At 61.5% G+C, this 23930-nt stretch carries 23 protein-coding genes; 9 read left to right on the top strand and 14 right to left on the bottom strand.

Annotated elements, in window-relative coordinates; translation table 11 throughout:
• The 5 genes from AC1DWF_RS06225 to AC1DWF_RS06245 form a co-directional block, all read right to left on the bottom strand.
• The coding region (locus tag AC1DWF_RS06225; protein ID WP_476841522.1) for an arylsulfatase at nt 1–1427 on the bottom strand (1427 nt) is incomplete at its 3' end.
• A gap of 353 nt (nt 1428–1780) precedes the next feature.
• Nucleotides 1781–1918, bottom strand: a complete 138-nt coding sequence (locus tag AC1DWF_RS06230; RefSeq protein WP_476787262.1) for a hypothetical protein — start codon at nt 1916–1918, stop codon at nt 1781–1783.
• A 704-nt stretch (nt 1919–2622) separates the two neighbouring features.
• Entirely contained in the window at nt 2623–2964 is a 342-nt protein-coding gene (locus tag AC1DWF_RS06235) for a DUF1515 family protein (protein ID WP_476804399.1), read from the bottom strand.
• Between the two features lie 153 nt (nt 2965–3117).
• Nucleotides 3118–3351 carry a hypothetical protein gene (locus tag AC1DWF_RS06240; protein ID WP_476788610.1) on the bottom strand — a complete coding sequence of 78 codons (234 nt, stop codon included), beginning with the start codon at nt 3349–3351 and terminating at the stop codon, nt 3118–3120.
• On the bottom strand, nt 3348–4196 hold the full coding sequence (locus AC1DWF_RS06245; RefSeq protein WP_476804400.1) for a lysozyme family protein: 849 nt from the start codon (nt 4194–4196) through the stop codon (nt 3348–3350). Before AC1DWF_RS06245 ends, AC1DWF_RS06240 begins: the two co-directional genes overlap by 4 nt.
• Before the next feature lie 179 nt (nt 4197–4375).
• Between AC1DWF_RS06245 and AC1DWF_RS06250 the strand changes: the two genes are divergently transcribed.
• Nucleotides 4376–4642, top strand: a complete 267-nt coding sequence (locus AC1DWF_RS06250) for a hypothetical protein (RefSeq protein WP_476788612.1) — start codon at nt 4376–4378, stop codon at nt 4640–4642.
• 5 nt (nt 4643–4647) lie between these two features.
• On the opposite strand, the gene AC1DWF_RS06255 is transcribed toward AC1DWF_RS06250, so the two are convergent.
• The 8 genes from AC1DWF_RS06255 to AC1DWF_RS06290 all read right to left on the bottom strand — a co-directional run bounded on the left by AC1DWF_RS06255 (nt 4648) and on the right by AC1DWF_RS06290 (nt 13112).
• Nucleotides 4648–5160, bottom strand: a complete 513-nt coding sequence (locus AC1DWF_RS06255) for a DUF4376 domain-containing protein (protein ID WP_476841523.1) — start codon at nt 5158–5160, stop codon at nt 4648–4650.
• A 2-nt stretch (nt 5161–5162) separates the two neighbouring features.
• A complete protein-coding gene (locus tag AC1DWF_RS06260) occupies nt 5163–6146 on the bottom strand; it encodes a hypothetical protein (protein WP_476788614.1) in 984 nt (327 codons plus the stop codon).
• Entirely contained in the window at nt 6112–7149 is a 1038-nt protein-coding gene (locus tag AC1DWF_RS06265) for a hypothetical protein (protein ID WP_476841524.1), read from the bottom strand. The genes AC1DWF_RS06260 and AC1DWF_RS06265 overlap by 35 nt, the downstream gene beginning before the upstream one ends.
• 28 nt (nt 7150–7177) lie before the next feature.
• The gene (locus tag AC1DWF_RS06270; RefSeq protein WP_476784283.1) at nt 7178–8194 is read right to left on the bottom strand and encodes a hypothetical protein; all 1017 of its coding nucleotides are present in this window, start codon (nt 8192–8194) and stop codon (nt 7178–7180) included.
• A gap of 98 nt (nt 8195–8292) precedes the next feature.
• Complete coding sequence (locus AC1DWF_RS06275; protein WP_476784284.1) at nt 8293–8520, bottom strand: hypothetical protein; 228 nt, start codon at nt 8518–8520, stop codon at nt 8293–8295.
• 315 nt (nt 8521–8835) lie between these two features.
• Nucleotides 8836–10176: a uracil-xanthine permease family protein gene (locus AC1DWF_RS06280; protein WP_476788615.1), complete on the bottom strand. Its 1341-nt coding sequence runs from the start codon at nt 10174–10176 to the stop codon at nt 8836–8838.
• 67 nt (nt 10177–10243) lie between these two features.
• A complete protein-coding gene (locus AC1DWF_RS06285) occupies nt 10244–11596 on the bottom strand; it encodes an 8-oxoguanine deaminase (RefSeq protein ID WP_476784286.1) in 1353 nt (450 codons plus the stop codon).
• Between the two features lie 298 nt (nt 11597–11894).
• Nucleotides 11895–13112 (bottom strand): ROK family protein, encoded by a 1218-nt coding sequence (locus AC1DWF_RS06290; RefSeq protein ID WP_476841525.1) that lies wholly within the window; start codon nt 13110–13112, stop codon nt 11895–11897.
• Between the two features lie 240 nt (nt 13113–13352).
• Between AC1DWF_RS06290 and AC1DWF_RS06295 the strand changes: the two genes are divergently transcribed.
• The 7 genes from AC1DWF_RS06295 to AC1DWF_RS06325 all read left to right on the top strand — a co-directional run bounded on the left by AC1DWF_RS06295 (nt 13353) and on the right by AC1DWF_RS06325 (nt 21038).
• Nucleotides 13353–14591, top strand: coding sequence for an extracellular solute-binding protein (locus tag AC1DWF_RS06295; protein ID WP_476841526.1), 1239 nt, complete (start codon nt 13353–13355; stop codon nt 14589–14591).
• A gap of 74 nt (nt 14592–14665) precedes the next feature.
• Entirely contained in the window at nt 14666–15550 is an 885-nt protein-coding gene (locus AC1DWF_RS06300; protein WP_476785106.1) for a carbohydrate ABC transporter permease, read from the top strand.
• On the top strand, nt 15550–16395 hold the full coding sequence (locus AC1DWF_RS06305) for a carbohydrate ABC transporter permease (RefSeq protein WP_476788617.1): 846 nt from the start codon (nt 15550–15552) through the stop codon (nt 16393–16395). Before AC1DWF_RS06300 ends, AC1DWF_RS06305 begins: the two co-directional genes overlap by 1 nt.
• 2 nt (nt 16396–16397) lie before the next feature.
• Nucleotides 16398–17414 carry an SIS domain-containing protein gene (locus AC1DWF_RS06310; protein WP_476785104.1) on the top strand — a complete coding sequence of 339 codons (1017 nt, stop codon included), beginning with the start codon at nt 16398–16400 and terminating at the stop codon, nt 17412–17414.
• Nucleotides 17415–18344, top strand: a complete 930-nt coding sequence (locus AC1DWF_RS06315; RefSeq protein ID WP_476785103.1) for a PfkB family carbohydrate kinase — start codon at nt 17415–17417, stop codon at nt 18342–18344.
• Entirely contained in the window at nt 18341–19429 is a 1089-nt protein-coding gene (locus tag AC1DWF_RS06320) for an ABC transporter ATP-binding protein (protein WP_476788618.1), read from the top strand. The genes AC1DWF_RS06315 and AC1DWF_RS06320 overlap by 4 nt, the downstream gene beginning before the upstream one ends.
• Nucleotides 19430–19748: 319 nt before the next feature.
• Nucleotides 19749–21038 (top strand): NCS2 family permease, encoded by a 1290-nt coding sequence (locus tag AC1DWF_RS06325; RefSeq protein WP_476788619.1) that lies wholly within the window; start codon nt 19749–19751, stop codon nt 21036–21038.
• Between the two features lie 95 nt (nt 21039–21133).
• Here AC1DWF_RS06325 and AC1DWF_RS06330 read toward each other — a convergent pair whose 3' ends face one another.
• Complete coding sequence (locus AC1DWF_RS06330; RefSeq protein ID WP_476788620.1) at nt 21134–21655, bottom strand: c-type cytochrome; 522 nt, start codon at nt 21653–21655, stop codon at nt 21134–21136.
• Between the two features lie 525 nt (nt 21656–22180).
• Here AC1DWF_RS06330 and AC1DWF_RS06335 point away from each other — a divergent pair.
• Nucleotides 22181–23917 (top strand): ABC transporter permease, encoded by a 1737-nt coding sequence (locus AC1DWF_RS06335; RefSeq protein ID WP_476841527.1) that lies wholly within the window; start codon nt 22181–22183, stop codon nt 23915–23917.
• Nucleotides 23918–23930: the final 13 nt, after the last annotated feature.

Raw genomic sequence — 23930 nt, forward strand, 5'->3', positions numbered from 1 at the left:
CCTGAGATGAAGCCAGCTGGGTCGTCGGAGACCATCGCGAAATACATCTTCCAGTTCTTGTAGCGAACCGCTGACGGCTCCTTGCCGGAATAGTACAGGAAAGAGTCGCGTGCGGAAGGCGACTTCCCTTCCAAGAATTCACGCTGATCGATCCCGTCAAGCGTGGTCTTGACGACGTTCGGATACGTGCCGGCCTCGATCTGCTTCTTCAGCCCATCGCCCTTCGGGCCGCCGGCGATGTTCACGAGCGTTGGCACCCAATCAAGCGATGAGAAGATGTCGTTCTTGACCGTGCCGGGYTCGATGTGTCCGGGCCAGCGCACGACCAGCGGGGCACGCATGCCRCCCTCCCAGGTGCTGAGCTTGCCACCCTTGAAGGGGGTAGTGCCGCCATCTGGGAAGGTGATCGTCTCGGCTCCGTTGTCGGTGGTGAAGACGACGATGGTATTGTCSAGTTCKCCCATCTCCTCRAGCTTCTTCAASACGTAGCCGATATTGTCGTCCATCTGCTTCATGCCGGCTTCGTTSATGCCCCAGTCCTTGCCGCCGGKCTCRCCGAYCATGTTCAGATATTTGTCRGGCAACACCGTCGTGATGTGCATGCGCGCCGGRTTGTACCAGACAAAGAACGGCTTCTTGGTCTTTTCCGGATCGTTCCTGTCGAGGAAGTCRATGACTTTRCCTGAAATCTCCTCGTCAATCGTCTTGGAGCGCTCAAGCGTCAGTGGCCCCTSATCCTTGCATGTCTGGTTGGCCGGCGACCCGTCGGAGGATGTGCAGGCGAGCATCGGACGCGGCGGCGTCAGGCAGGTCGTGGTCTTCGGGTCCACAGCCGCCGGGTTTTCCGTTAAGCCAGGGATCGGCGTGTTCTTACAAGGTGGCGCGATGCCCTGCTCGGTTGGGGTCTTGTTGATATCTGGGAAGCTCACCCCCTGCATGGCGTCGAGGTGATAGAGATAGCCCCAAAATTCCTGGAACCCGTGTGCCGTCGGCAGGGATTCGGTGGTATCTCCAAGATGGTTCTTGCCGAACTCGCCTGTCGAGTAGCCGAGATCATTCAGGAACCTGGCGAGGTGAGGCGTGCCGGCGCGCAGGAAGGACGGACTTCCGGGAATTTCCGGAAGGACCATGCCAACACGCACCGGCTGCATGCCGGTGATGAAGGCGGTACGCCCAGCCGTGCAACTCTGCTCGGCATAGTAGGTCATGAATTTCGCACCTTCGTTGCCGATGCGATCGATGTTGGGTGTTTCGCCTACCATCAGGCCCTGATGGTAGATGCTCGGCTGCATCCAGCCGATGTCGTCGCCCATGATGAACAGGATGTTGGGCTTGGTTTGCTCCTGCGCCTGGACCATCGAGGTGGTGCTTAGAAGAGCGGCGGCAATGGCCGTTGCCGCTGCAACACAGGTTGCTGCTGCTTTCATATCACATGTCTTCCTCTGTTAGCGGCAGCCTCGGCCAGTACAGCTCAGGCTGGCTAAGAACGACCTAAAGGTTCGGTGAAATGTTCCCCCCGACACGCGAATGCGGGTCGGCCAGTAAAAGGCTCCATTCCCCTGCATGCAGTCTTGATCGTGGATCGTGATGATACGGTGAGAGAGTGCAACCTATATGACGTAACGTCAACTTATTTCGCGGCGCTCGATCGCCTTTGAGGAATGGTCGCTTGCCTGCCGAATTGCACACCGACAAAACAGGGGTGCCAGTCTAACTGATTGGAAGGTGGACCTCCGTCGGCCGCGCGATCCCAGCTATCGGCGGAAAGCAGCGCTCGGAACTATGGGAGGCGCTGGACTATCTGCGGGATGTCAAGTTCGCGGTCTCGATCGGTGCCGGCAACAAAGGTGCTTTGCCGGTGCAGCCGGTCCTGCGCGTCATGGCCAAGCATCTTCGCGGTGAGGACAAGTTGCGACATGCAACGGTGTCCGAGATACTTATGCCTTGAGGTGACCTGCCACAGATTCGACAGGCCGCTTTAGCTGCACACCGATATTCGAGAGAGCCCGATTTTGTCACAAGCACGCGAGTACAAAAACGTCCCACTTGGCTTTAGAGTGCGTCCGTCCTTGAAGAAAGCACTCGAAAAAGCAGCCAAGGATGACCACCGGTCCACTTCAGCCATGGCAGAAATAATCCTGGCCGCATGGCTCCGGGACAAAGGCTACTTGGCCCGGGAAAACATGAAGTAACCTGGCAACATTCGGTTTAATACCACACAAACCCTGTCCACGTTGACGGACCTGAGCGCAGAAACGGCCTGCCATGCAAGGTTCGACAGGCCGTTCCGGCACAACTCTGGTTGCATCATCTTCGCTGTGCGCCGATAGGGAACTTAAAGGCCTGCCAGCCGCCAGCCGACAGGCCCCATTTTGAAGCGTGTCAGAGGGGATCAAAGAACACGCTTCGCGGACTTCGAAGACCCACGCTTGCGGTGACGGGTCTCCTCGATGAGCGCAGCTGAAAGGTTAAGACTGCGCCCATTCGTCTCCGCTCGATCAAACGAGGTGCACCCGGATCGGGTTCCCCTAAAAGCAGAAAAAGCCCCGCCACCTTTCGGCAGCGGGGCAAAGGATCAAGGCGTGATGGCACTTTATCATATTCCCGAAGTCGGGAGAATGGTCAGGGCGGCGGGCGACCCGTCAGCCAGGTATAGACCCCGAGCAGCCATCCGGCGCTCCCAACGACACCTAAGCCGATCTTGAGAAGGTAACGCCCAGCGGTGCCGGCACCCTGTGCCTGCGTTCGCAGGTTAACCACGTCGTCGGTCACGGCCTGCATGCTGGTCTGGCTGTGCTTCACCGCGATCACGTCAGCCTCAACCCTTGTGAGCCGGTGGCCGAACTCGTCAAGCCGGCGATGAACACCCGCCCGGCTTTCGTCGGCACGGTCCATGCGATCAAGGATCGCCTCAAGCTGACCTTCCATTCGCCCCAACATCATGTCTATGCTGCGCTCRCTCACTTGCGGCTTTCCTTCCCRTGSCGAGCGCAYTCGCTCTTGGTCCAYACGCCGCCGGCGCAAAGACCCGCCGCCGTCTCGTYGATGCCCGCCTGGTCGGCWGGCGTCTTGCCCTGTGCGCCGATCAGCGAGGTACTGATCACAGCGCGCAGCCCGTTAGTGCTGGCAGGTGCCGGTTTCGAAGTCGAACAGCCCACCGCCAGCAGCGCAGCGGCGAAGCTCAGCGCGCCATTTCTCAGCTGCGTTGCCCGCATCGTCATTCTCCTTGGTGATCTGTGCGGCAAAGCGCGCTTGTTCGACTGAGCGGCCATAGCGATAGGCCGCCGTGTGGCTCCAGATGAGGCCGCCCAAGACGATGGCGGCGGCGGCGGCGATCAGAGCCGCCCTCATTCCCCGAACTCCGCCTTCAGCCCCTTCACCGCCTTGAACAGATCGTTCCTGCGCTTGATGCCGTAGATGGCAAAGGCGACGATGACGGCGACGATAGCGAGCTGCACGCGCCAGTCGAGATTACCGAAAGCTGCCAGCGGCGCACCGATGGCAGTCAGCAGCCAGGTCCAGAAGGTTTTGCTCTTGGTCGTCGGTGTTTCGAGCTCGCCCGGATCGGCCACGACGGGCTTTTCAATGATGACCGGCTCGGCTGGGGTGGTGGCCTGCGCTCCATTTCCTGCCGCCTTCACCCGGTTGAGCATCGCCTCGACCCTTGCAGGCGTAGTGCCGACCTTGTTGATGCCGTCGCCCAGGTAGTAGCTATCGCCGCGCTTGAGTTGGCGATGAGCGCCCTTGCAGGCTGCAAGAACGGGGAAACTAGCCCATTCCATAGCCACCCGCTTGCCGAACTCGGTGCGATCGATCTTGCCGGCCATGAACGCTTCATAGCCGCGGCGCTTCAGCAGGTGATAGCCAAGCCGGTCCTGGAAGTCGGCGTTGAATATCTGGGTGCCGCTCAGGTGCAGTTCCTTCGACAGGTCGATCAGCGTCGCCCGCATGAACTGCGAAGCACCGGCGGCCGAAGACGCCTTGTCGGAACCGAACTTCTTGGCCCAAGCCTTTGTCGCCCACGTCTTCTGAGCGTCGATCAGGTCGCCAAGCGTCATCTTGGTGATGGGCTTGGAAAGGCCGCTTTGGCGATTGCCGAAGATCGTTTCGTAGCACTCAGGCGGGGCCTTGCCGGCGTCTGTTCGATAAATGAAGTCGAGCAGAAGCGCCGCTCCGGTGGGAACGGTCTTGTCCATGGGATTTCCTTCAGCTTGGGAGTAGAATTGGCAGGCGTGGGAGGCGCGGTGCGCTATGCGACCGGTCTCACCTATGAATTGGCAGGACTGGTTCTACTGGGGAGTCGTCGCAGCGGCGATCGCTCTCATAGTGTGGCTCATGCTCCCATGAGTAAGCGTCATACCGCGGGGGATTTCAGGTGGCAGACGACTTCGAGAAGATCGCCAAGCTAATCGAAACGGCGGGGCACCCCTTCCCTGTCGCAGAAGCCAGGCAGCTCGTTCTGCGCGCGACCGCCCGAACCCCTGCGAGCGCTGAGTTGGCCGCTGCCATCAAAAGATTAAATGCGACCCTTGCCGCTCTTGCCGAGGTGATCGAGGAGGTCGGCGACGGCCCTAACTACTGTCGGCACGACGCGCTTGCCGATCTTTGGGCGGTGGGGCGGTTGTGTGGGAAGGTTCGCTGAACAAATTAGGTATTGGTTAGCCAGTCGGCCTTGATGTCGATAGCGTCCAGCGCAGCCTTATCAACGGCTGCTACAATCTCGGCCGCCAAAGCTTCCTCGCGGGCGAAGCACTCCTGGACGTGGAAGAAAACAGCGTCACCTATTGTGATCATCGTCGCGGCATCGAGCGYCACCCACCCACCGAGGCCCTTGAATTTGATGATCGTAGTGGGGTGGCGGATGGCTCCTATATAGGCGTTGCCGATAAGGCCCTGACTATCGCGGTCAGTCGCGATGGGGGAACCGCCGACGATGATGCCACCTGTCTCGACCTGCCAACGCTTTGCCGCCAGCGCTGCTAGTTTGGCCACCTTCAGATCTTCGAGCGTGGGTGAAGGGAGGGGAGCAATCGGAATACCTTGCTCATGGATCGCCCAACGATGCCTATTGGACATGTCGTCCGGAACGAACATAGTAATGCCGTCGAAGTCGGCTTGAATTGAACCTTCAACAAGTCGTTTTGCGTTTTCAACAATCATCACTAAAGCTCCGCGTCCACCGTCACTCCTGCCAAATAATATCCGTAAGCCGAAGTACCAGCTGCTGTTACTTGAAAATCTACGCCCATATGGTCTATGTTAATCAACGCCGTTCCGGCTGCGTTCATTATGCTTGTAGCATAATTAGTAATTATTATAGCTGGCACTGCGCGTTTCCGCACTTGGAAAACAGTACCCGACACATAAACACTGCCTGCCTGTGTGCTTCCAGTCCAGAACAGTGCGTTATTGTGGGAGATTTCATAGTAACGCTGGCACAACGCCCATTCTTGTTCAATGTGACGAGGTGTAAACGGATCGGCGGCATCTGCGGCTGCGTCACCCTCAACGACATACCACCGCTGGTCGAGCGTGCTGTTTTGCGCCGCCGCTCCCTCGGTCCAGTAGAATACGATGATGTTGTTCGCCGTCGCGCCAACGGTAGTCTTCAGGGACCAAGGGCTGATGGCCCCGGCAGCAGGGGTAATCGTTCCGACCTGCCTCACGGTCATGTTGGCCGACTTGAAGAAATTGCCTGCTGTGAAGTTGGCGCTTGTCCAGTCGTTCACAACGTCGGACACAACAACATCTGCCGCTCCGGTCCATTCCAGTATCGCGAACCTGATCGGCGCCGCATTCGAACTGCGAAGCTTGCCGCCGAGCGTGACCTCTTGGCCGCGCAGCCCGTATGTCACCGATGCTTCGAAAATCTGAGCGTAGCCAAATCGCTGAGCTGCCGCTTGCGTCTGCGTGAGGCGCGTCATTGAAGCAATTCCGGCAGCCGGCGCAGTGAGCGTCGAAACGCCAATGGCAGCGGTTTGCGTTAGCGCATAATGCCGATCGTGGGCATAAACATCATCTGCTGCGGTAGTTGCGACACGTTGGTTTACAGACCCGTCACCATTGATGATTTTGTTACGGAAATCCGACGCTGGAGTCGGGCTAGCCCACTCAGGAGCAGTCAACGCCGTGTTCTGGCGCAGCACCTGACCCGCCGCACCTTTCGGCAAACGCGTCCAGCCAGACGCCCCGCGATAGAGCAGATCGCCTTCGGCTGGCGATCCGACCATGCCTTTGAGCAGCTTCCCAGTAGGGCCGTCGAACAGTGCTAATTGGCCATCTACCGACGAAACCGGCCCGACCATGTCGCCAGTACCGGTGCCGTCCTGGCCCTTCAYGGCCATCAGTTCCCAGAACGCATTGACCGTGGCTGGCAAGGCCGGCGGCGTTGCCGGTGGTCGTCTGCAGCGCCACCCAGCTTGACCCACCGTCCCGCACGACGTCGTTGGCCAAGTAGGCAGTCGCGCCGCTATAGGTGCCCCGGAACCTGAAGCTGTCGCCCTTGGCCGCCGTGACCTTCCAAACGGTTTGCCAATTGGCGCCGACGCCAGGCTCTGTTGCCGCGCCCGAGGTGTGTGCGACAAAGCAGCGGTAGGACGTGCCGTTGCGTGTCAGGCCGTCGTTGTATTCAAAGACGGTGGCCAGCGACCAACCTGCTTCGATCCACCGCAGCACGCCTGCAGGACCTTCAGGGCCGGTGAGACCAAACGGCCCGTCCCACCCACTTGCCGTGCGCCTGTAGATGTCGAGGCCGTAGCCGATCTCGACGCGCAGCCAGAGGTAGCCAGCAGCCGGGACCGGCGACAAAGCGTTGCGCTCGGCTAGCGTCCCCGCGCCGTCGGGATGGATGCCAGCAAGCGAAAGCTTGGTGAGGATCTGGGCCAGCCGGTCATTGATCCATACCGCGCGAACGGCCTCTGAGGTCTCGCGCGCAATGGCATAACCGCCACTAGCAGCGGCGCCCGGCCACCCGTAAGCAAGCGTCAGCGACGTGTCGCTCTCCACGCTGGCGATAGGCACCGCATACCCAGCGAAGCTGAACATGCCGCCCGTGACCAGCGCGACGTCCCAAGCCGTGTCTGTGCCCGTCACAATAGGCGAGCCGTTCGACACGGAAGCCGTGCCGGTCGAATAAACCGAAGATGTCATGATTTGCCCTTTGGAGGCTGAAGGGGGATTACAGGCTGTTGGGGATCGCGAAGATGTAGTAGCGAATGCCCGCCATCGCCGGCTGGTAGATGTCGTTGATCGTTGGCTGCGTCACGCCTGACGTGAGCGTCAAGTAGAACGGGTTGCCTCTCGCGTGGAAGAACTCGGCCGACCCGGTGTTGATGCGACAGGTTGTCGAGATACCCGACACCATGCCGTTGCGCTGAGCAGCAGCGGTTCCGCCGACCCCGTAGACCCGCAGGACGCGGTTTATCGGTTGCGATACTGACCCGTCGTCAAATGTGACTGTGTATTTGACGAACGGCCGCCAGGTGCCGTCGTTGGCGAACCACACGGTTTTCTTTTGCGTCCCTAGCCCCGTTTCGCCTGCCTCGTTGAAATCACCCGCGCCCAACCAGCCCTCCGCAACGAGCGGAAGATACGGCAGTCGGGTGTCGAGGATGATGTCGTTAAGATTGGGCGCGACATCCGATGAGCCCGGCACCTTCAATTGAATGAACGGCACGCCCGCCTCGACGCCCTCTTGCAGAACCTTGGATCCGCCGGTGGTGTTGGGCGAATTGTCGTCGGCAAGGATCATGTAGCGAACGTAGAAAGATCGATCGCCGACGTTGTGGATTCGAACACCGTCCGCTTCGACGTTGTACTTCATCTCAAGCCGTTGCTCTCGCGGCGCAAGATACGCCAACGGGGGCGGATGCATCAGCGGCTGGCCGGATTCGCTGATGATGAAATCCATGTAGGTGCTGCGCGTCGTCGGGCGTTTCGTGAACACCTTGACAATCCAGGTTCCCCAGCCAATTTTTTCCAAACAAATCAACAATGCCCGAGTGGCCTCTGCCCGCAGCGGCGATCGCCTCCGGCGGTCTGGATGTAGTTCATCCCTCGCCCGTGGGCTCGAACAGTGCGCAGCAGGGAAGCGCAATTGGGCCTCGGCGTACTCACCGGAACGGAGCCGCCGCACAAATCGCACATGCGCACGAGCGTTTTCGACCAGATCGCCGAGGCGGTACAGCGTGGGCATCAGACGGGCTGCCCACGCCAGGCCGTGAAAGGAATGGCACCGGGCAAGCCGTCAGTTGATCGTGCACGCTGGCAAGATCGTCGTCTCGGCCACTGGGCCTATTTCTTCTTCGCGACCACGCGCTTTTTCTTGGGCTCGACGGGTTTCAGGGCTTCCGCCGCCCGGTCAGCCTCGTCCTTGGCTAGCCGCAATTCTCGCAACCTTGCAGTCTTTGCTGCCCGGGCCTTGGCCTCGGATTGATAATCAGCCATGGCGCTGTTGCGCTCCGCTGTTTTCTTCTGCGCCTCATTTGAGCGAGACTGAGCTTTCTCCAGAAAATTTTCCATACCAAGATCCACTATTTGAAATCCTCATCGCATCGCGGAAATAAGATTCCACTGAATGTTAAATAAGGATTCTCTGCCCAGAATTCAATTTTCCCGCGTATTGTCGTTTGATCGGGCTTTTCAACGTGCGCGCACTCACCCTAATTTTGAATGAGTTTATACGATGCGGGAGAATTATTTCTCGCCTATCGCCCACAGGGCGCTCCGAAGCGAAAACGGAGGAGGACCCCCGCTATGCTCGTCTTCGCCGGGCGCCTGGTTGAGGCCACCGGTCGAGAATGGCGAGCCGGCCGAAACCAGCCCGCCATCATTTTGCTAGCGCGAGCGCAGCAGGTCCGGGATCCTGACCAGGATGATCTCGGCGAGCATCACGGTCACCGCACCGACGACGATCGAATGGCCCAGCATTTCGGCCAGGATCTGCGGCAGGCCGCCCGACAGCGCGCCCGAAAGGGCGGGAATGCCAAGGCCGGCCATCAGCCCCAGCGGCGCGACCATGTTCTTCACCGGCGAGCCACGGTCCTGACCCGCCATCTGGATGCCGGTCATGACGACTGTGGCTGCTGCGGGCAGGAAGAGGCCGCCAACGACGGCCGCGGGCGTCGCCACCAAAACAGCGGCGACCTTGGGCAGGAATGCCAGCGCGATGAAGATGATGCCGGTGACGCGCACCACATGCCGGCTGGCGACCCCCGTCAGCCGGATGACACCCAGGTTCTGGGCATAGGCGGTGGTGCCGAAGCCGCCGATGAGGGCGGCCAGCATCGACCCGCCTGCCTCGCCGGCGATTCCTGCATTGACGCGCTTGTCCGTCAATTCGACGCCGGTCAGCTTGGCGGTCGCCTCATACATGCCCATGGCCTCGACAACGGCGACGACAAAAACGATGCACATGGTGATGGTGATCGCGGGATCGAAGGTCAGTGGCCCGTATGGCAACAGCTTGGGGAATGCGATCCACGGCGCCTGGGCCACACCGGAGAAGTCGAGCATGCCCAGGCACAGCGCCAGGATGTCGCCGACGATCAGCGCGATCAGGAAGCCGAACATGCGGCAGGTGCCACCAAGCGCAGCACTGACCAGCACGACCGCCGTGGTGACGCAGGCAAGCAGCAGGCTAGGACCGGTGGCAAAACTAGGTGAGCCGATGCCACCGAAGAACTCCATGAAGGTGAAGCCGGCGAGTGCAATGCCGACGAGGGTGATGATCGTGCCCGAGACCGCTGGTGACAGCAGGCGGCGGAGCCGGGCAAACTGGCCGCAGATCGAAGCGAGGAAAACCAGCCCCGCGCCGATGATCAGGCCGAGACTTGCCGCCGAGATCGTGCCTGCCTTGTAGTAACCGATCGCCAGCGGCGAAAATGCCGAGGACGGCCCCTGCACCACCGGCAAACGCACCAGCTTGGTGCTTTGCACGACGGTGACGATGCCCGCGGCCAGGAAGGTCGCGGTCACCAGGTTTGTCGCCAGGGCRGCGGAAAAGCCCGCCACCGAGGCGATGAAGATGGGGTCGAGCCAGGCGTTCGAGACGAGCGCCTGCTGAAGCCCCAGAGCGATGCGACGCTTGGCGGGGATGATCTCCTCGACATCCCCGACCGCGTTGTCGACCAGTCGATGTTCCTGTTCGCCCAGATGGGCATCTATGTATCCAGCCATGGTTTGAACTACCTCCTCCCAGAAGCATGAGCCGCGCTTTGCGGCGTTCGGTGATTTGTGTGGGTCGTCAGGCTTCGAGGCACTGCATGCGTCTGGAGTACCTGGAATGCTCGCGAAGCACGTCGGAAAGCTCGGGCATGACCGGCTGAGCGTTCTCGACCAGGATCTTTCCGTTGACGATGGTGGTGCCGGCAGTCGCCGGACCGCAGCGAAGCCAGGCTTCGACCGGGTCGGTGTGGGCGCCGGCAAGGGCGACGTCGGACATGTGCCAGACGACCAGATCGGCGCAGGCGCCAGGCCTGAGATGGCCGATCTCGTCTTCCCAGCCGAGGCAGGCTGCGCCGCCGCGCGTGGCAAGATCGAGCGCGTCGCGCGCCGACATCGAGTTCGGTCCGTTGCGATAGCGGCCGAGCAGCAGCGCCGTCCTCGCCTCCAGCCACATCGAGGCGTGGTCGGTCGAGGCCGAGCCGTCGCAGCCGAGGCCGACGCGCATGCCACGCTTTCGCAGGGCCATGACGTCAGCCGAGCCGCCGCCAATCAGCATGTTGGAGCAAGGACACTGCGTCGCGCAGACCCCGGCATGGGCAAGGCGGCCGATCTCGGCGTCGCTGGGATAGATGAAATGCGCAACCCAGGAACGCTTGCTTGCCCAGCCGACACGCTCGAAATATTCGGTCGGCGTGCAGCCATAGACCTCGGCGCAGTATTTGTCCTCCTGGGGGTCCTCGGCGAGATGAGTGTGGAGCCTGAGATCGTATTTGTCGGCGAGGCGCGCTGATTCCGACATGATGCGTTCGGTCACCGAAAACAGCGAACACGGCGCCAGCGCCAGACGCTTCATCGAACCGGGCGACGCATCGTGGAACTTTTCGACAAGGCGGATGCTGTCGTCGAGGATGTCGTCCTCGCGCTGGACGACCGAGGCGGGCGGCAGGCCGCCGTTTTCGACGGAGCGGGTCATCGAACCGCGCGTGGCGTAGAAGCGGAAACCGATGTCGGTGCCGGCACGGAACTGGGCGTCGATCAGCTTGGGCTTGGGATGGACATACATGTGGTCCATCGAGGTGGTACAGCCGCCCATCAGAAGTTCGGTCATGGCGATGTAGGTGGAAAGATAGACCGATTCTTCGGTGAGCCCGGCCCACAGCGGGTAGAGCCCGGTCAGCCACTCAAACAGCGAACCGTTGGTCACCGGCGCATAAGAGCGCGTCAGGTTCTGATACATGTGGTGGTGGGCGTTGATCAGCCCGGGCGTCACCAGCCGGCCACGTGCCGATATGGTCTTTTGGGCGACAGGCTCGTCACCGGCCTTGCCCACCGAATGAATTCTCTTGTCTTTGACGGCCACCCAGCCGTTGGCGATTTCCCAGCCGCGATCGACATAAACATGTGCGTCRCGAACGAGCAGGTCTACGGACATGCAATTACTCCAGGTCGGTTCTCATTCAACTCGACGAAACTGCGGTTGAGCTTCGTCGCGCTATGAGCCCTGTCCCTGGAATTGCGAGTTCCGGATCGTCATCGACTGGTAGGTTGAGCGGGCTTGCTCTGATCATGCTCTTGGGAAAAGCGGCTTGAACCACCGGGTCTCCCGCCCTGAGCGAACGCTCGCGCTTTCGCATCATCAGGCAGTGCCGATGCAATCGCACATTTGCCCGCCTGTCAAATTATTTTCATATGAGAGGATTGAGAGGGGCGCATTCGCGAAGTTTGAGCGCTCAAGAGGTTCCAGAGCGCGTCTTGAGAATCGCCGAAAAACGCGGGTCGAAAGCACGGCTGATCGGCTCGGCGGCGGCACCGAGGGCGATCGRCCATGGATCGGTGATGCCGAGTTGCAGGCGCGGCAAGGCGCGATCCGGACGGGCGGCGATCGATGGCAGCAGCGGGTGCATGGCCTGCAGAAGGAGGCGGGCCAACGCCTCGGGCGCACCGCTGGTCAGGATCACGGTCTGCGGGTCGAAGACGGTTTCGATGAGATGCACGCTCCAGCGCAGATCCTGGGCGGCAGCCTTCACCCAGGCAAGCAGTGCCGGGTCTTTTGCCAGGGCCAGCGCGCTGACATGCTCGTAAAGACCTAGATCCGACGGATCGAGATCCAGATATTGGTAGAGCGAGGCTAGCGAGGCCCGGTGTTCGAGAACCGTTCCATCGGTTGCGCGCGGCGACAGCAGCGCCATGCCAATCTCGCCGGCATTGCCGTTACCGCCGCGATAGAGTTCACCGTTGAGGATGAGGCCGGCACCGATCCCATAGCCGACATAAAGGCATACAGCGTGATCGAGGCCGTTGGCAGCACCCACCATGCGTTCGGCGGTGGCGCAGGCAGCCGCATCGTTTTGCAGGCCGACATCGAGCCCAGTGCCAACGGCAAGTGTTTCGAGCAGCGGAAATTTCTGCCAGGCCGGCATCATCCACTTGTTGTCGGCGAATTCCTCCAGTCCGAAAGGACCGGGCATGGCGACACCAAGACCGACAAGCCGCTTTTCGGACTGCTCCGAAATCAGCACCAGCTCTGCTCTGATACCTTCGATCAGACCAAGGATGACCTTGACGCCGCCTATGGGATCGTCGGGCGGCAGATTTGCCTGGGCGCGCGACAAAACGGTTCCGACCAGATCGACGGCAATCGCGCGCGTCAGATGACGGTCGATCTGCAAGCCGATGGCGAAAGCGCCTTCTGGAACGAGCATGTAGGGCGTGGACGGCTGGCCCCTGCCCTTTCGCACCGCTTCAAGCGACACGACGAACCCATCGCGCTCAAGCTCGTCGATAATGTTGGAAACCGCTTGCTTGGTGAGCTGGGTCGCCCGCGCCAGGTCGGCGCGAGAAAGCGCCCCATTGAGGCGCAATGCGTCGATCATGACACGGCGATTGTGGGCGCTCGTGCCTTCTTGATTGGTGCCGCTGGTGGCTCGGATCGGGCGAATATCGTTCACCGCTTTTTCCCCTCTTGACTCCAATAGATAATTGCAGAAGTAATAAGTCAAGTCAGTTGACTTAATAAGGAGCCGTGAGAGTTCCGGGGAAACAATGACGGCTGGAGCCGTTGCGCTTTAAGACCAGGACGCCGCTTGTGGAAGAACGCCGAGACCTTCGTGCGAGGCTTTTTTCAAGCGAGATGGCGGCGCGTGACGCCGGCATAACAATTTTGCCAACGTTAGAAAATGGAGGATGAAATGTTGAAATCGTTTAGCCGAACACTGCTCGGTGCGGCTCTCATTGGCGGCGCCTTTGTGCCCCACGCTCTTGCCGAGACCTCGATCAATGCGCTGTTCATGGCGCAGGCCGCCTATAGCGAGGCCGATGTGCGGGCGATGGCCGAGGCCTTCACCAAGGCCAATCCCGACATCAAGGTAAATCTCGAATTCGTCCCCTACGAGGGCCTACACGACAAGACCGTGCTCGCGCAGGGCTCGGGCGGCGGCTACGACGTGGTGCTGTTCGACGTCATCTGGCCGGCCGAATATGCCTCCAACAAGGTGCTGGTCGACGTCTCCTCGCGCATCACCGACGACATGAAAAAGGGCGTTCTTCCCGGCGCCTGGACCACCGTCAACTATGACAGCAAGTCCTACGGCATGCCGTGGATTCTCGATACCAAATACCTGTTCTACAACAAGGAAATCCTCGAGAAGGCCGGCATCAAGAACCCGCCCAAGACCTGGGAAGRGCTGGCTGAACAGGCCAAGATCATCAAGGACAAGGGCCTTTTGGCAACGCCGATTTCGTGGAGCTGGTCGCAGGCCGAAGCCGCTATCTGCGATTACACGACCCTGGTCAGCGCCTATGGCGGTGATTTTCTGAAAGACGGCAAGCCGGCCTTCCAAAGCGGCGGCGGGCTCGATGCGCTGAACTACATGGTGACGAGCTACACATCCGGGCTGACCAACCCGAACTCCAAGGAGTTCCTTGAGGAAGACGTGCGCAAGGTCTTCCAGAACGGCGAAGCCGCCTTCGCGCTCAACTGGACCTACATGTACAACATGGCCAACGACCCCAAGGACAGCAAGGTCGCGGGCAAGGTCGGCGTCGTGCCCGCTCCCGGCGTTGCTGGCAAGAGCGAGGTTTCTGCCGTCAACGGTTCGATGGGCCTCGGCATCACCACGGCCAGCAAGCATCCTGACGAAGCATGGAAGTTCATCACCTTCATGACCTCGCAGGCGACGCAGAACCAGTATGCCAAGCTCAGCCTGCCGATCTGGGCCTCGTCCTACGAAGACCCGGCCGTCACCAAGGGCCAGGAAGAGCTGATCGCCGCAGCAAAACTCAGCCTGGCAGCGATGTATCCGCGCCCGACCACGCCGAAGTACCAGGAGCTGTCGACGGCGCTCCAGCAGGCCATCCAGGAATCGCTGCTCGGTCAGGCCAAGCCTGAAGACGCTTTGAAGAGCGCTGCCGAAAACAGCGGTCTCTGAGGCTCTGACTGTCCCAACTTTCCGGGCGGCTTCGGCCGCCCGGCCCTTTCGGTTCCAGTAAAAAGAGTCGCCTCATGTCGGGCTCATGGATGACGACCCGCGCATGGCTGCTTATGCTGCCTTTGCTCGTGGTCATGATATCAGTCATCGGCTGGCCTCTCGTCGATACCGTGCGGCTTTCCTTCACCGACGCCAAGCTTGTCGGCACCGAGGGCAATTTCGTCGGTTTCGACAACTACGCCAAGATGCTCTCGGGCTCGAATTTCCAGCGCACGCTGGTGACCACGACCTGGTTCGCGGTCATCTCCGTTGCAGCCGAGATGATGCTTGGTGTTCTTGCAGCTCTTTTGCTCAATCAGCAGTTTCGCGGACGCGCATTGCTGCGCGCCTTGATGATCCTGCCCTGGGCTTTGCCGACAGTGGTCAACGCAACGCTGTGGCGGCTGATCTACAATCCCGAATATGGTGCGCTGAATGCCGCGCTGACGCAGATCGGTGTGCTCGACGCCTACCGTTCCTGGCTCGGCGAACCCAATACGGCGCTCGCGGCCCTGATTGTGGCCGATTGCTGGAAGAATTTCCCGCTTGTGGCACTCATCGCGCTCGCCGCACTCCAGGCCGTTCCACGCGACATCACGGCGGCATCGCTTGTCGACGGCGCCGGCGCCTTCTCACGCTTCCGCTTTGTCATCCTGCCTTATCTCCTCGGACCATTGATGGTGGCACTGGTGCTGCGTACCATCGAAGCGTTCAAGGTCTTCGACATCATCTGGGTGATGACCCGCGGCGGCCCGGCAAACTCGACGCGAACGCTGTCGATCCTTGTCTACCAGGAGGCGTTCTCGTTTCAGCGCGCCGGCTCCGGCGCGTCGCTGGCGCTGATCGTCACCTTGCTGGTGACGGTGCTGGCCGTCGCCTATGCCGCCTTGGTCAGGAAAGCTGCGGGGAGTACCAGCTGATGGAACGCAAGAGCCCGCTTTTCACCATTTTCATCTACGCCTCGGCACTTCTGCTGGCCGCGGTGATCCTGGCGCCCGTACTTTGGATGTTCATCATGAGCATCTCACCGGCGGCGGATCTTTCGGCCAAACCCTTGCGCTGGTGGCCGCAGGAGGTCGACTTCTCGCGCTACCGCATGCTTTTGTCGACCGTGGAAAACAGCGCAGGTGCGGCCTTTGTCGCCTCGCTCTACAACAGCATCAGGATTGCCGGCATGGCGACGATCGCCGCAATCGCGCTGGCTATCCCGGCCGGCTGGGCGGTGTCGCGCACACCGACTGTGGGCTGGTCGCTGTCGATGGTCATCGCCACCTACATGCTGCCGCCGGTGGCGCTCGCCGTGCCGCTCTACATGGGCTTGTCCTATCTCGGCCTGCTCAACAACATCTTCGGGCTGGCGCTTGTGTATCTGACCATCCTGGCCCCGTTCACGACCTGGCTGATGAAGTCGGGCTTCGATTCGATCCCGCGCGAAATCGAAGCAGCGGCAATGATCGACGGCGCCAGCCTGTTCCAGACCTTGCGCATCATCACCTTGCCGCTCGCCGCACCGGTGGTGGCGACCTCGGCCCTGTTTGCATTGCTGCTCGCCTGGGACGAGTTCTTCTATGCGCTGCTGTTCACCTCCGACCTGCGCGCCAAGACGCTGACGGTTGCCATTGCCGACCTCGCGGGCGGCCGTGTCTCCGACTATGGCCTGATCGCTACGGCCGGCGTTCTGGCAGCGCTGCCGCCGGTGCTGATCGGTCTCGTCATGCAGCGCGCCCTCATCTCGGGCCTGACCAGCGGCGGCGTGAAAGGATGACCATGACCACACAGAAGCTAAGGCCTTCCGGACTCGTTGCGATCGACCGCGAAATGGCACGCCAGCATGGCGATGCATTTGCCTCGTTCGCCGAAAATTCCGAGATGGCCGCCAAAGTGGCTGTTTCGTTCGCAACGACCGGCCAACTGCTGCTGCTCGGCATGGGCGGCTCGCATGCTGTCGGCCGCGCCGTCGAGCCACTTTATCGTGCACTCGGCATCGATGCCATCGCCCTGCCTCTGTCCGAGCAACTCGGTCAGCCGCTTGTGCTCGATGGCCGCACAGTGCTGATGACGTCGCAATCGGGCGAAAGTGCCGAGGTCGTGCGCTGGTTCGCGGAAACGGGTGGCAACGCCGAAACCTTTGGGTTGACGCTCGAAGCCGGCTCGTTTTTGGCCCGCACGGCGCCATCGCTGGTCGGCGTAGGCGGCACCGAGCTTGCCTTCGCCGCAACCCGCAGCCTGACCGTCACCTTCGCACTTCACCTTGCCATACTGGCTGCGTTGGGCGAACACCCAAGTGGCGCGCTCGTGGCACTCCAGCTGCCTGAGATCGTCGACATCGGCGCAGCACTTTCGGCGTTGGAAAACGTCGCGACCGTCGTCACCTCCGGGCGTCGCCTGCAAGGCGTCGCCGAAGCGCTGGCGCTTGGCCTGACCGAGCTGTCGCGGCGCCCATGCTTTTCGCTTGAGGGCGGCCAGTTGCGTCATGGGCCGATGGAAATGCTGGGCCCTGACATAGGCGTCGTGCTGTTTCGGGGCCAAGATGCGACCGCCCCTCTCGTCACCGCCATGGCCGTGTCAGCTGTCGAAACCGGCGCGCCGGTTGTCATCTTCGACTCGTCGGGCGAAACACCTGTTGCGGGCGCAACAACACTTGCCTTCAAGCCGGCGACTGGAATGGCTGCGATCTTTGCAATGCTGCCGACGGCACAGCGCCTGATGATCGCTTTCGCCGATGCCCGCGTCGACGATGCCGGCACGCCGGTGCGTTCGACCAAGATCACCCGGAGCGAGTGAATGCGCCCGCTTGCGGTCATCGGCAACGTCAATGTCGACCTCATTTTGGGGCCGACGGCCCCCTGGCCCAAGGCGGGCACGGAGATCATCGTTGACCACGACGAACTGCGTGTCGGCGGCCAGGCGGGGAACTCGGCGCTTGCCTGGGAAGCGCTCGGCATCGACTTCGAGATAGCCGCCAATGTCGGAAACGACCAGTTCGGCCTGTGGCTGTGCGATGCCTTTGGCGACCGCGCCACAAAATGGGCCGTCTGCGCCGAGCGAACGACGCTGTCAGTCGGCATCACCCATCCCGATGGCGAGCGCACGTTCTTCACCACGCATGGCCACCTGCCCCGCTTCAGTCTCGCCGATGTGCTTTCCGTTCTCGATGGCAAGCGGCTTGCGGGCGGCTACGCGCTGTTGTGCGGCTCATTCCTGACCACAGACCTTGCGCGCGAATACGATTCCTTCTTCGACTGGGCGCATGGCCACGGCATCTCAGTTGTCCTCGACACCGGCTGGCCACCCGACGGCTGGACCGAGGCGAACTGCGCTTTGGCGCGCGCCTGGCTTGCGCGCTGCGAGTGCGCGCTGCTGAACGAGGTTGAGGCGACCACGCTTGCCGGCCTCGACAATCCGGCCGAAGCGGCTGCCGCACTTTGGTCCAGCATGGCCAAGGGCGCCATCGTCGTGGTCAAATGCGGACCGGACGGCGCCATCGCGATCGGCCCCGACGGCAAGCTGGTCTCGGCTGCGGCGCCTGCCGTGAAGGTTGTCGACACCATCGGTGCGGGCGACGTCTTCAACTCGGCCTTCCTTGCGGCCCTCGCCAAGGACCAGCCCCTCGTCGCTTGCCTGACTGCTGGAGTGCACGTCGCCTCGCGGGCCATTTCCACCTTGCCCCGCAGCTATGGCGGGTTGCCGGACTTTAGGGACGACGTTGCATGAGTGCGCTTGAAATCCAGAATATCCGCAAAAGCTACGGGGCGGTCGAGACGCTGAAGGGCATCGACATCGCGCTTCAGAGCGGCGAGTTCCTGGTGCTGCTCGGCTCGTCGGGTTGTGGGAAATCGACACTGCTCAACATCATCGCCGGGCTGGCCGAAGCGACGAGCGGGGACATCCGGATCGGCGACCGCTCGATCCTCGGCGTCCATCCCAAGGACCGAGACATCGCCATGGTGTTCCAGTCCTATGCGCTTTACCCCAATCTCAGCGTCCGCCGGAATATTGGTTTTGGCCTCGAGATGCGCAAGGTCCCGGCCGCCGCGCGCGACAAGGCCGTGCAGGAGGCTGCCAGGCTGTTGCAGATCGAGCCGCTGCTCGACCGCAAGCCGAGCCAGCTCTCCGGCGGGCAGCGCCAGCGCGTCGCCATCGGCCGAGCGCTGGTGCGCAAGCCTCAAGTCTTTTTATTCGACGAACCGCTATCGAACCTCGACGCCAAGCTGCGGCTTGAAATGCGCACCGAGCTCAAACGCCTGCACCAGATGCTGAAGACGACGGTTGTCTACGTCACCCACGACCAGATCGAGGCGATGACGCTGGCGACCCGCATCGCGGTGATGAAGGACGGACGGATCGAGCAACTCGGAACACCCGAGGAGATATACAACCATCCCACCACGCTTTATGTCGCCGGTTTCGTCGGCTCGCCGCCGATGAACATCCTCGACGTCACCTTGCGCAATGGCAAGCTCGAGATCGCGGGCTCCGATGTGTCGGTCCCGCTGCCGGCTCGCTATCGAGATTCGGTCGACGACGGCGCATTGTTGTCGCTTGGAATACGGCCAGAATCTCTTCGCCTCGCTGCCGCAGATGTGACCGGGCTCGCGCTGCCGGCGCGGATCGAGGTCGTCGAATTAACCGGTCCGGAGCTGGTCGCGACAGCCCGCATCGGCGGGCAAAAACTGATCGCTTGCCTCCCGCCACGGGTCCGTCTCAGGGAAGGTGAAAGCTGCACATTTGCCTTGGACGAAGATGCGCTGCATCTTTTCGATCCAAAGACTGGCGTGGCGTGCAAAGCATCGGTCTAAGAAGCCGAAGTCGGTTCATACGCCCCCCAATTCCTCTACAAAATCGCGAAACTGCTTCTAACAGAATTGGCCGACTGGCCTCTTGTGCCGGCAAAGCAACGGGCAGAAGTTAGCCCGGTTTGCACAGGCAATGATGCCTTGCTTCAAACGAGAAGTCATCGCCGGCTTGGGATGGACACGCTGGGACAGCGTCAAAGCCGACGGGTGTGAGGGAAAGCAGCGTTCGGCAAGGCCATTGGTTTTGATCCGTGGACAACGGGTCACATCTTGGTTCTGCGCGGCTTACGGCTACCGCACGCCGCATGGGAGGAAGCAAAGAGTGTTCGAGAAGTTTTTCAACCTGAAGGAACAAGGAACGTCGGTGCGAACCGAAGTGATCGCCGGCATCACCACGTTCCTGACGATGTCCTACATCATCTTCGTTAATCCCGAGATCCTGTCGTCGACCGGCATGGATCGCAACGCTGTGTTCGTGGCGACCTGTCTTGCCGCAGCGCTCGGCTCACTGATCATGGGCCTGGTGGCCAAATGGCCGATCGGCATGGCGCCGGGCATGGGTCTCAACGCCTTCTTCGCCTTCACCGTCGTTGGAGCCATGGGCTTTTCCTGGCAGCAGGCGCTGGGTGCGGTGTTCATCTCGGGCGTCATCTTCCTGCTGCTCACCGTCAGTGGCGTGCGTAGCTGGCTGATCGCGGGCATCCCGCATTCGATGCGCAGCGCGATCGCTGCCGGTATTGGCCTGTTCCTGGGCATCATCGCGCTGAAAAGCTCGGGCATCGTCGTTGCCAGCCCGGCTACGCTTGTGACGCTTGGCGACCTCAGCCAGACTGGGACGCTTCTGGCGATTGCCGGCTTCTTCATCATCGCCGCACTTGACGCGCTCAAGGTGCGTGGCGCGATCCTGATCGGCATTCTGGTGATCACCGTGGCCTCAATGGCGCTTGGTGTCAGCCAGTTCAACGGCATCGTTTCGATGCCGCCCTCCATCCTGCCAACCTTCCTGCAGCTCGACGTTATGGGCGCACTGCATGCTGGCTTGGTGCATGTCATCCTGGTGTTCGTGCTGGTCGAAGTCTTCGACGCAACCGGCACGCTGATCGGCGTTGCCAAGCGTGCCGGCCTGATCGAGCCAGGCAAGCCCAATCGCCTCGGCCGCGCGCTTTTGGCCGACAGCACGGCAATCGTCGCGGGTTCCCTACTCGGCACCAGCAGCACCACCGCCTATGTCGAAAGCGCTTCCGGCGTGCAGGCCGGCGGCCGCACCGGCCTCACCGCACTGGTCATCGGCGTGCTGTTTCTGGCAGCGCTGTTCTTCTCGCCGCTGGCAGGCTCGGTGCCTGCCTATGCCACGGCTCCCGCACTGCTCTATGTCGCCTGCCTCATGATGCGCGAACTCGTCGAGGTCGAATGGGCCGACATCACCGAGGCGGCGCCCGCCGCGCTGACCGCGCTGATGATGCCGTTCACCTATTCGATCGCCAACGGCTTGGCGTTCGGCTTCGTCAGCTATGCCGCGTTGAAGCTTCTGACCGGACGCCCCGGAGAAGTGCACGCGGCGACCTGGCTGGTGGCAGCGCTGTTCATCATCCGCTTCGCTTTCTTCGCTTAAAGCTCCAGCCTGGCGCTCGCGCCGAGAGCAAATGCCGCTGGGGATCGCGAATGCTGCCTCCGGCGGAGTTGTTTCGGATCAGCGGCTTTTCGCAGCTACTTGGGTGCGGCAGCAGCGGTTTCGCCCGGCGGCAAAATCCTGAACGTGAAGGTCGATACCTTCTCGCCCGGTTTGAAGGGGCCGGGAACCGCGTTTTTGACCGGTTTGATGCTCTGGAGGAATGCCGCTATTGCGCCCGCATCCTCCGGGGTGAGTTGCGCGAAGGCGTGCCAGGGCATGATGGGCGCGAGTTCGCGACCGTCCGGCCGTTGACCGGTCTGGATCGCCGTGACGATCTGCTTGGTCGTCCATCTGCCGATACCGGTTTCCTCGTCAGGCGTGATGTTGCGGCCGACGAAGACACCCAGCCCCGGAATCTCGAAGCCGACGTCCGAGCCACCCAGAAATTTCGTATCATCGGGATTGCCGAAGAAATAACCTGGCGTGTGGCAGTCGTTGCAACCGCTCACTGTTGCGAGATATTTACCCCGCGCCACTTGCGCGCTGTCGGCGATCGGGGCCGCGGATGCGGAGGCCGCCAGAGCTAGGAATGCAAATCCAACCGACGTTCGAAACATCGCTTCACCTCATCGCTGTGCCTGTTTGTGATCCCCTCGCATCCCGCCCGTCACCAAACTCTCGCACCGTAAGAGTTCAGTGACCAGAGGCTGTCGGATAAGCTATTGGAGCTATATACGCGGACTTGGGCGCCCCTGGCGCAAGACGGCATTTGAGGAGATTTTTGTTACGAAAAATCAACTTGACCGCGAATTGATGCAGCGCAATATACCACCTGCCGGCAACAGGTGCCGGCGTGAACTCAGGATAGCTCCGTTTATGGACAGTTCCAGTCGATCTAGCATCAGCCTGCTCGCTGCGACGCCGCGAAACTGACCATCCGCGTCCGGTTCACCTCGTCCACGCCGGCAGGCACAGGACAAGAGGTGAAACATGCGGGCGCCCATCTTCCGCATCCGACAACCCGCTCTCAGGTCTGCAGACAGTGGAGATCGAATAAGGCACTGACACTGCTGCTCACGCGGCAGTCGCCAGTTGCGCTTTGGCGCGGCCCTGCTTTTATTCGATAATCGGGTTGTCAGACCATGACCATGCATCATCCGGCCCTCGAGGCCGGCCGGCGGCGGCGCTACGTCCCAAATCTCTGGGATGCGCTGGCCTTCGGCCTGCTCTTCGGTACGCTCATTCTCATCATCCAAGGTGGCCGCGACACGCTCGCCCCACTCGCAGCGCTTGACCAGGCGCCCATCTCGCTCGATCCGGCAATGCTACCGGAATACGCGCTTCGCACCACCATGCGCATGCTGGCGGCGATCGTGGCATCGCTCGTCTTCACCTTCGCCTATGGCGCGCTGGCAGCTAAAAGCCGCCGCGCCGAAATGGTGCTTATCCCCTTGCTCGACATCCTTCAGTCGGTGCCGGTGCTGGGCTTCCTGTCGTTCACTGTCGTTGGCTTCATGGCGCTGTTTCCGGGCCGAGTGCTCGGAGTCGAGCTCGCGGCGATCTTTGCGATCTTCACCAGCCAGGCCTGGAACATGACCTTCAGCTTCTACCAGTCGCTGAAGACAGTGCCGGCCGACCTCGACGAGGCCTCGCGCAGCTTCCGACTCTCGGGCTGGCAGCGCTTCTGGCGCCTTGAAGTACCCTACTCGATGCCGGGTCTCGTCTGGAACACCATGATGTCGATGTCCGGCGGCTGGTTCTTCGTCGTCGCCTCCGAAGCGATTTCGGTCGGCAACACCACGATCACCTTGCCCGGCATCGGCTCATACGTCGCCCGTGCCATCGGGCAACAAAACCTCGCCGCGGTCGGCTGGGCGGTCATCGCCATGCTCGTCGTCATCTTGATCTACGATCAGCTGCTGTTTCGGCCTCTGGTCGCCTGGGGCGACAAGTTCCGCGTCGAGCAGACGGCCAGCGGCACGGCACCGCATTCGTGGCTGCTGGTTGCGGTGCGCCGGACACGGCTGTTTCAGATCCTGCTCACCCCATTGAGGTTGGTGCTCGGCTCCCTGCCGCGCCAGCGCTTCGCCTTGCCTGTCGTCGTGCCGGGCGAGGTTAGCGCGTTCTGGTCGACGCGCTGGGCCGATCGTATCTGGTTCACGCTTGTGCTTGGGGCAGCCGCCTACACTATCTGGCTGATCGTCGGCTTCATCGCGACCGAACTGGCCTGGGCGGAGGTCGGCGAGGTCGTGTGGCTCGGCGTCCTGACGATGCTGCGCGTGATCGTGCTGATGGCGCTCGCGACCTTGATCTGGGTGCCGATCGGCGTCTGGATCGGCCTCAGGCCGCGTCTCGCCGAGCGGGTGCAGCCGCTGGCGCAGTTCCTGGCCGCCTTCCCCGCCAACATCGTCTTTCCATTCGCTGTCGTTGCGATCGTCAAGTTTGGTCTCAACCCAAACATCTGGCTGTCGCCACTGATGGTGCTGGGCACCCAGTGGTACATCCTGTTCAATGTGATTGCCGGGGCGAGCGCCTTTCCCAACGACCTCAAGGAAGCCGCGGCCACGTTCCGCATCAAAGGTTGGTACTGGTGGCGCAAGGTCATCCTGCCGGGGATTTTCCCCTACTACGTCACCGGCGCGATCACCGCGAGCGGCGGTTCGTGGAACGCCTCCATCGTCGCCGAAGTGGCAAGCTGGGGCAGCACCACACYGCGGGCCAACGGCCTTGGTGCCTATATCGCCGAGGGGACGGCCGCCGGCGACTACCCGCGCATCGTGCTCGGCATTGCTGTGATGTCGCTGTTTGTCATCCTGTTCAACCGGTTGGTGTGGCGTCCTCTCTATGCCTTCTCCGCCAATCGTCTCCGCCTCGATTGAGGAAAGGACATTC

The sequence above is a fragment of the Aminobacter sp. P4_D5 genome (assembly GCF_056401815.1).

Excerpts from the sequence above, each read along its gene's own strand:
- AC1DWF_RS06230 (WP_476787262.1), bottom strand. The coding sequence starts at position 1,918 with ATGTCGCAACTTGTCCTCACCGCGAAGATGCTTGGCCATGACGCGCAG.
- AC1DWF_RS06240 (WP_476788610.1), bottom strand. The coding sequence starts at position 3,351 with ATGAGGGCGGCTCTGATCGCCGCCGCCGCCGCCATCGTCTTGGGCGGC.
- AC1DWF_RS06245 (WP_476804400.1), bottom strand. The coding sequence starts at position 4,196 with ATGGACAAGACCGTTCCCACCGGAGCGGCGCTTCTGCTCGACTTCATT.
- AC1DWF_RS06270 (WP_476784283.1), bottom strand. The coding sequence starts at position 8,194 with ATGCCCACGCTGTACCGCCTCGGCGATCTGGTCGAAAACGCTCGTGCG.
- AC1DWF_RS06275 (WP_476784284.1), bottom strand. The coding sequence starts at position 8,520 with ATGGAAAATTTTCTGGAGAAAGCTCAGTCTCGCTCAAATGAGGCGCAG.
- AC1DWF_RS06300 (WP_476785106.1), top strand. The coding sequence starts at position 14,666 with ATGTCGGGCTCATGGATGACGACCCGCGCATGGCTGCTTATGCTGCCT.
- AC1DWF_RS06305 (WP_476788617.1), top strand. The coding sequence starts at position 15,550 with ATGGAACGCAAGAGCCCGCTTTTCACCATTTTCATCTACGCCTCGGCA.
- AC1DWF_RS06310 (WP_476785104.1), top strand. The coding sequence starts at position 16,398 with ATGACCACACAGAAGCTAAGGCCTTCCGGACTCGTTGCGATCGACCGC.
- AC1DWF_RS06315 (WP_476785103.1), top strand. The coding sequence starts at position 17,415 with ATGCGCCCGCTTGCGGTCATCGGCAACGTCAATGTCGACCTCATTTTG.
- AC1DWF_RS06320 (WP_476788618.1), top strand. The coding sequence starts at position 18,341 with ATGAGTGCGCTTGAAATCCAGAATATCCGCAAAAGCTACGGGGCGGTC.
- AC1DWF_RS06330 (WP_476788620.1), bottom strand. The coding sequence starts at position 21,655 with ATGTTTCGAACGTCGGTTGGATTTGCATTCCTAGCTCTGGCGGCCTCC.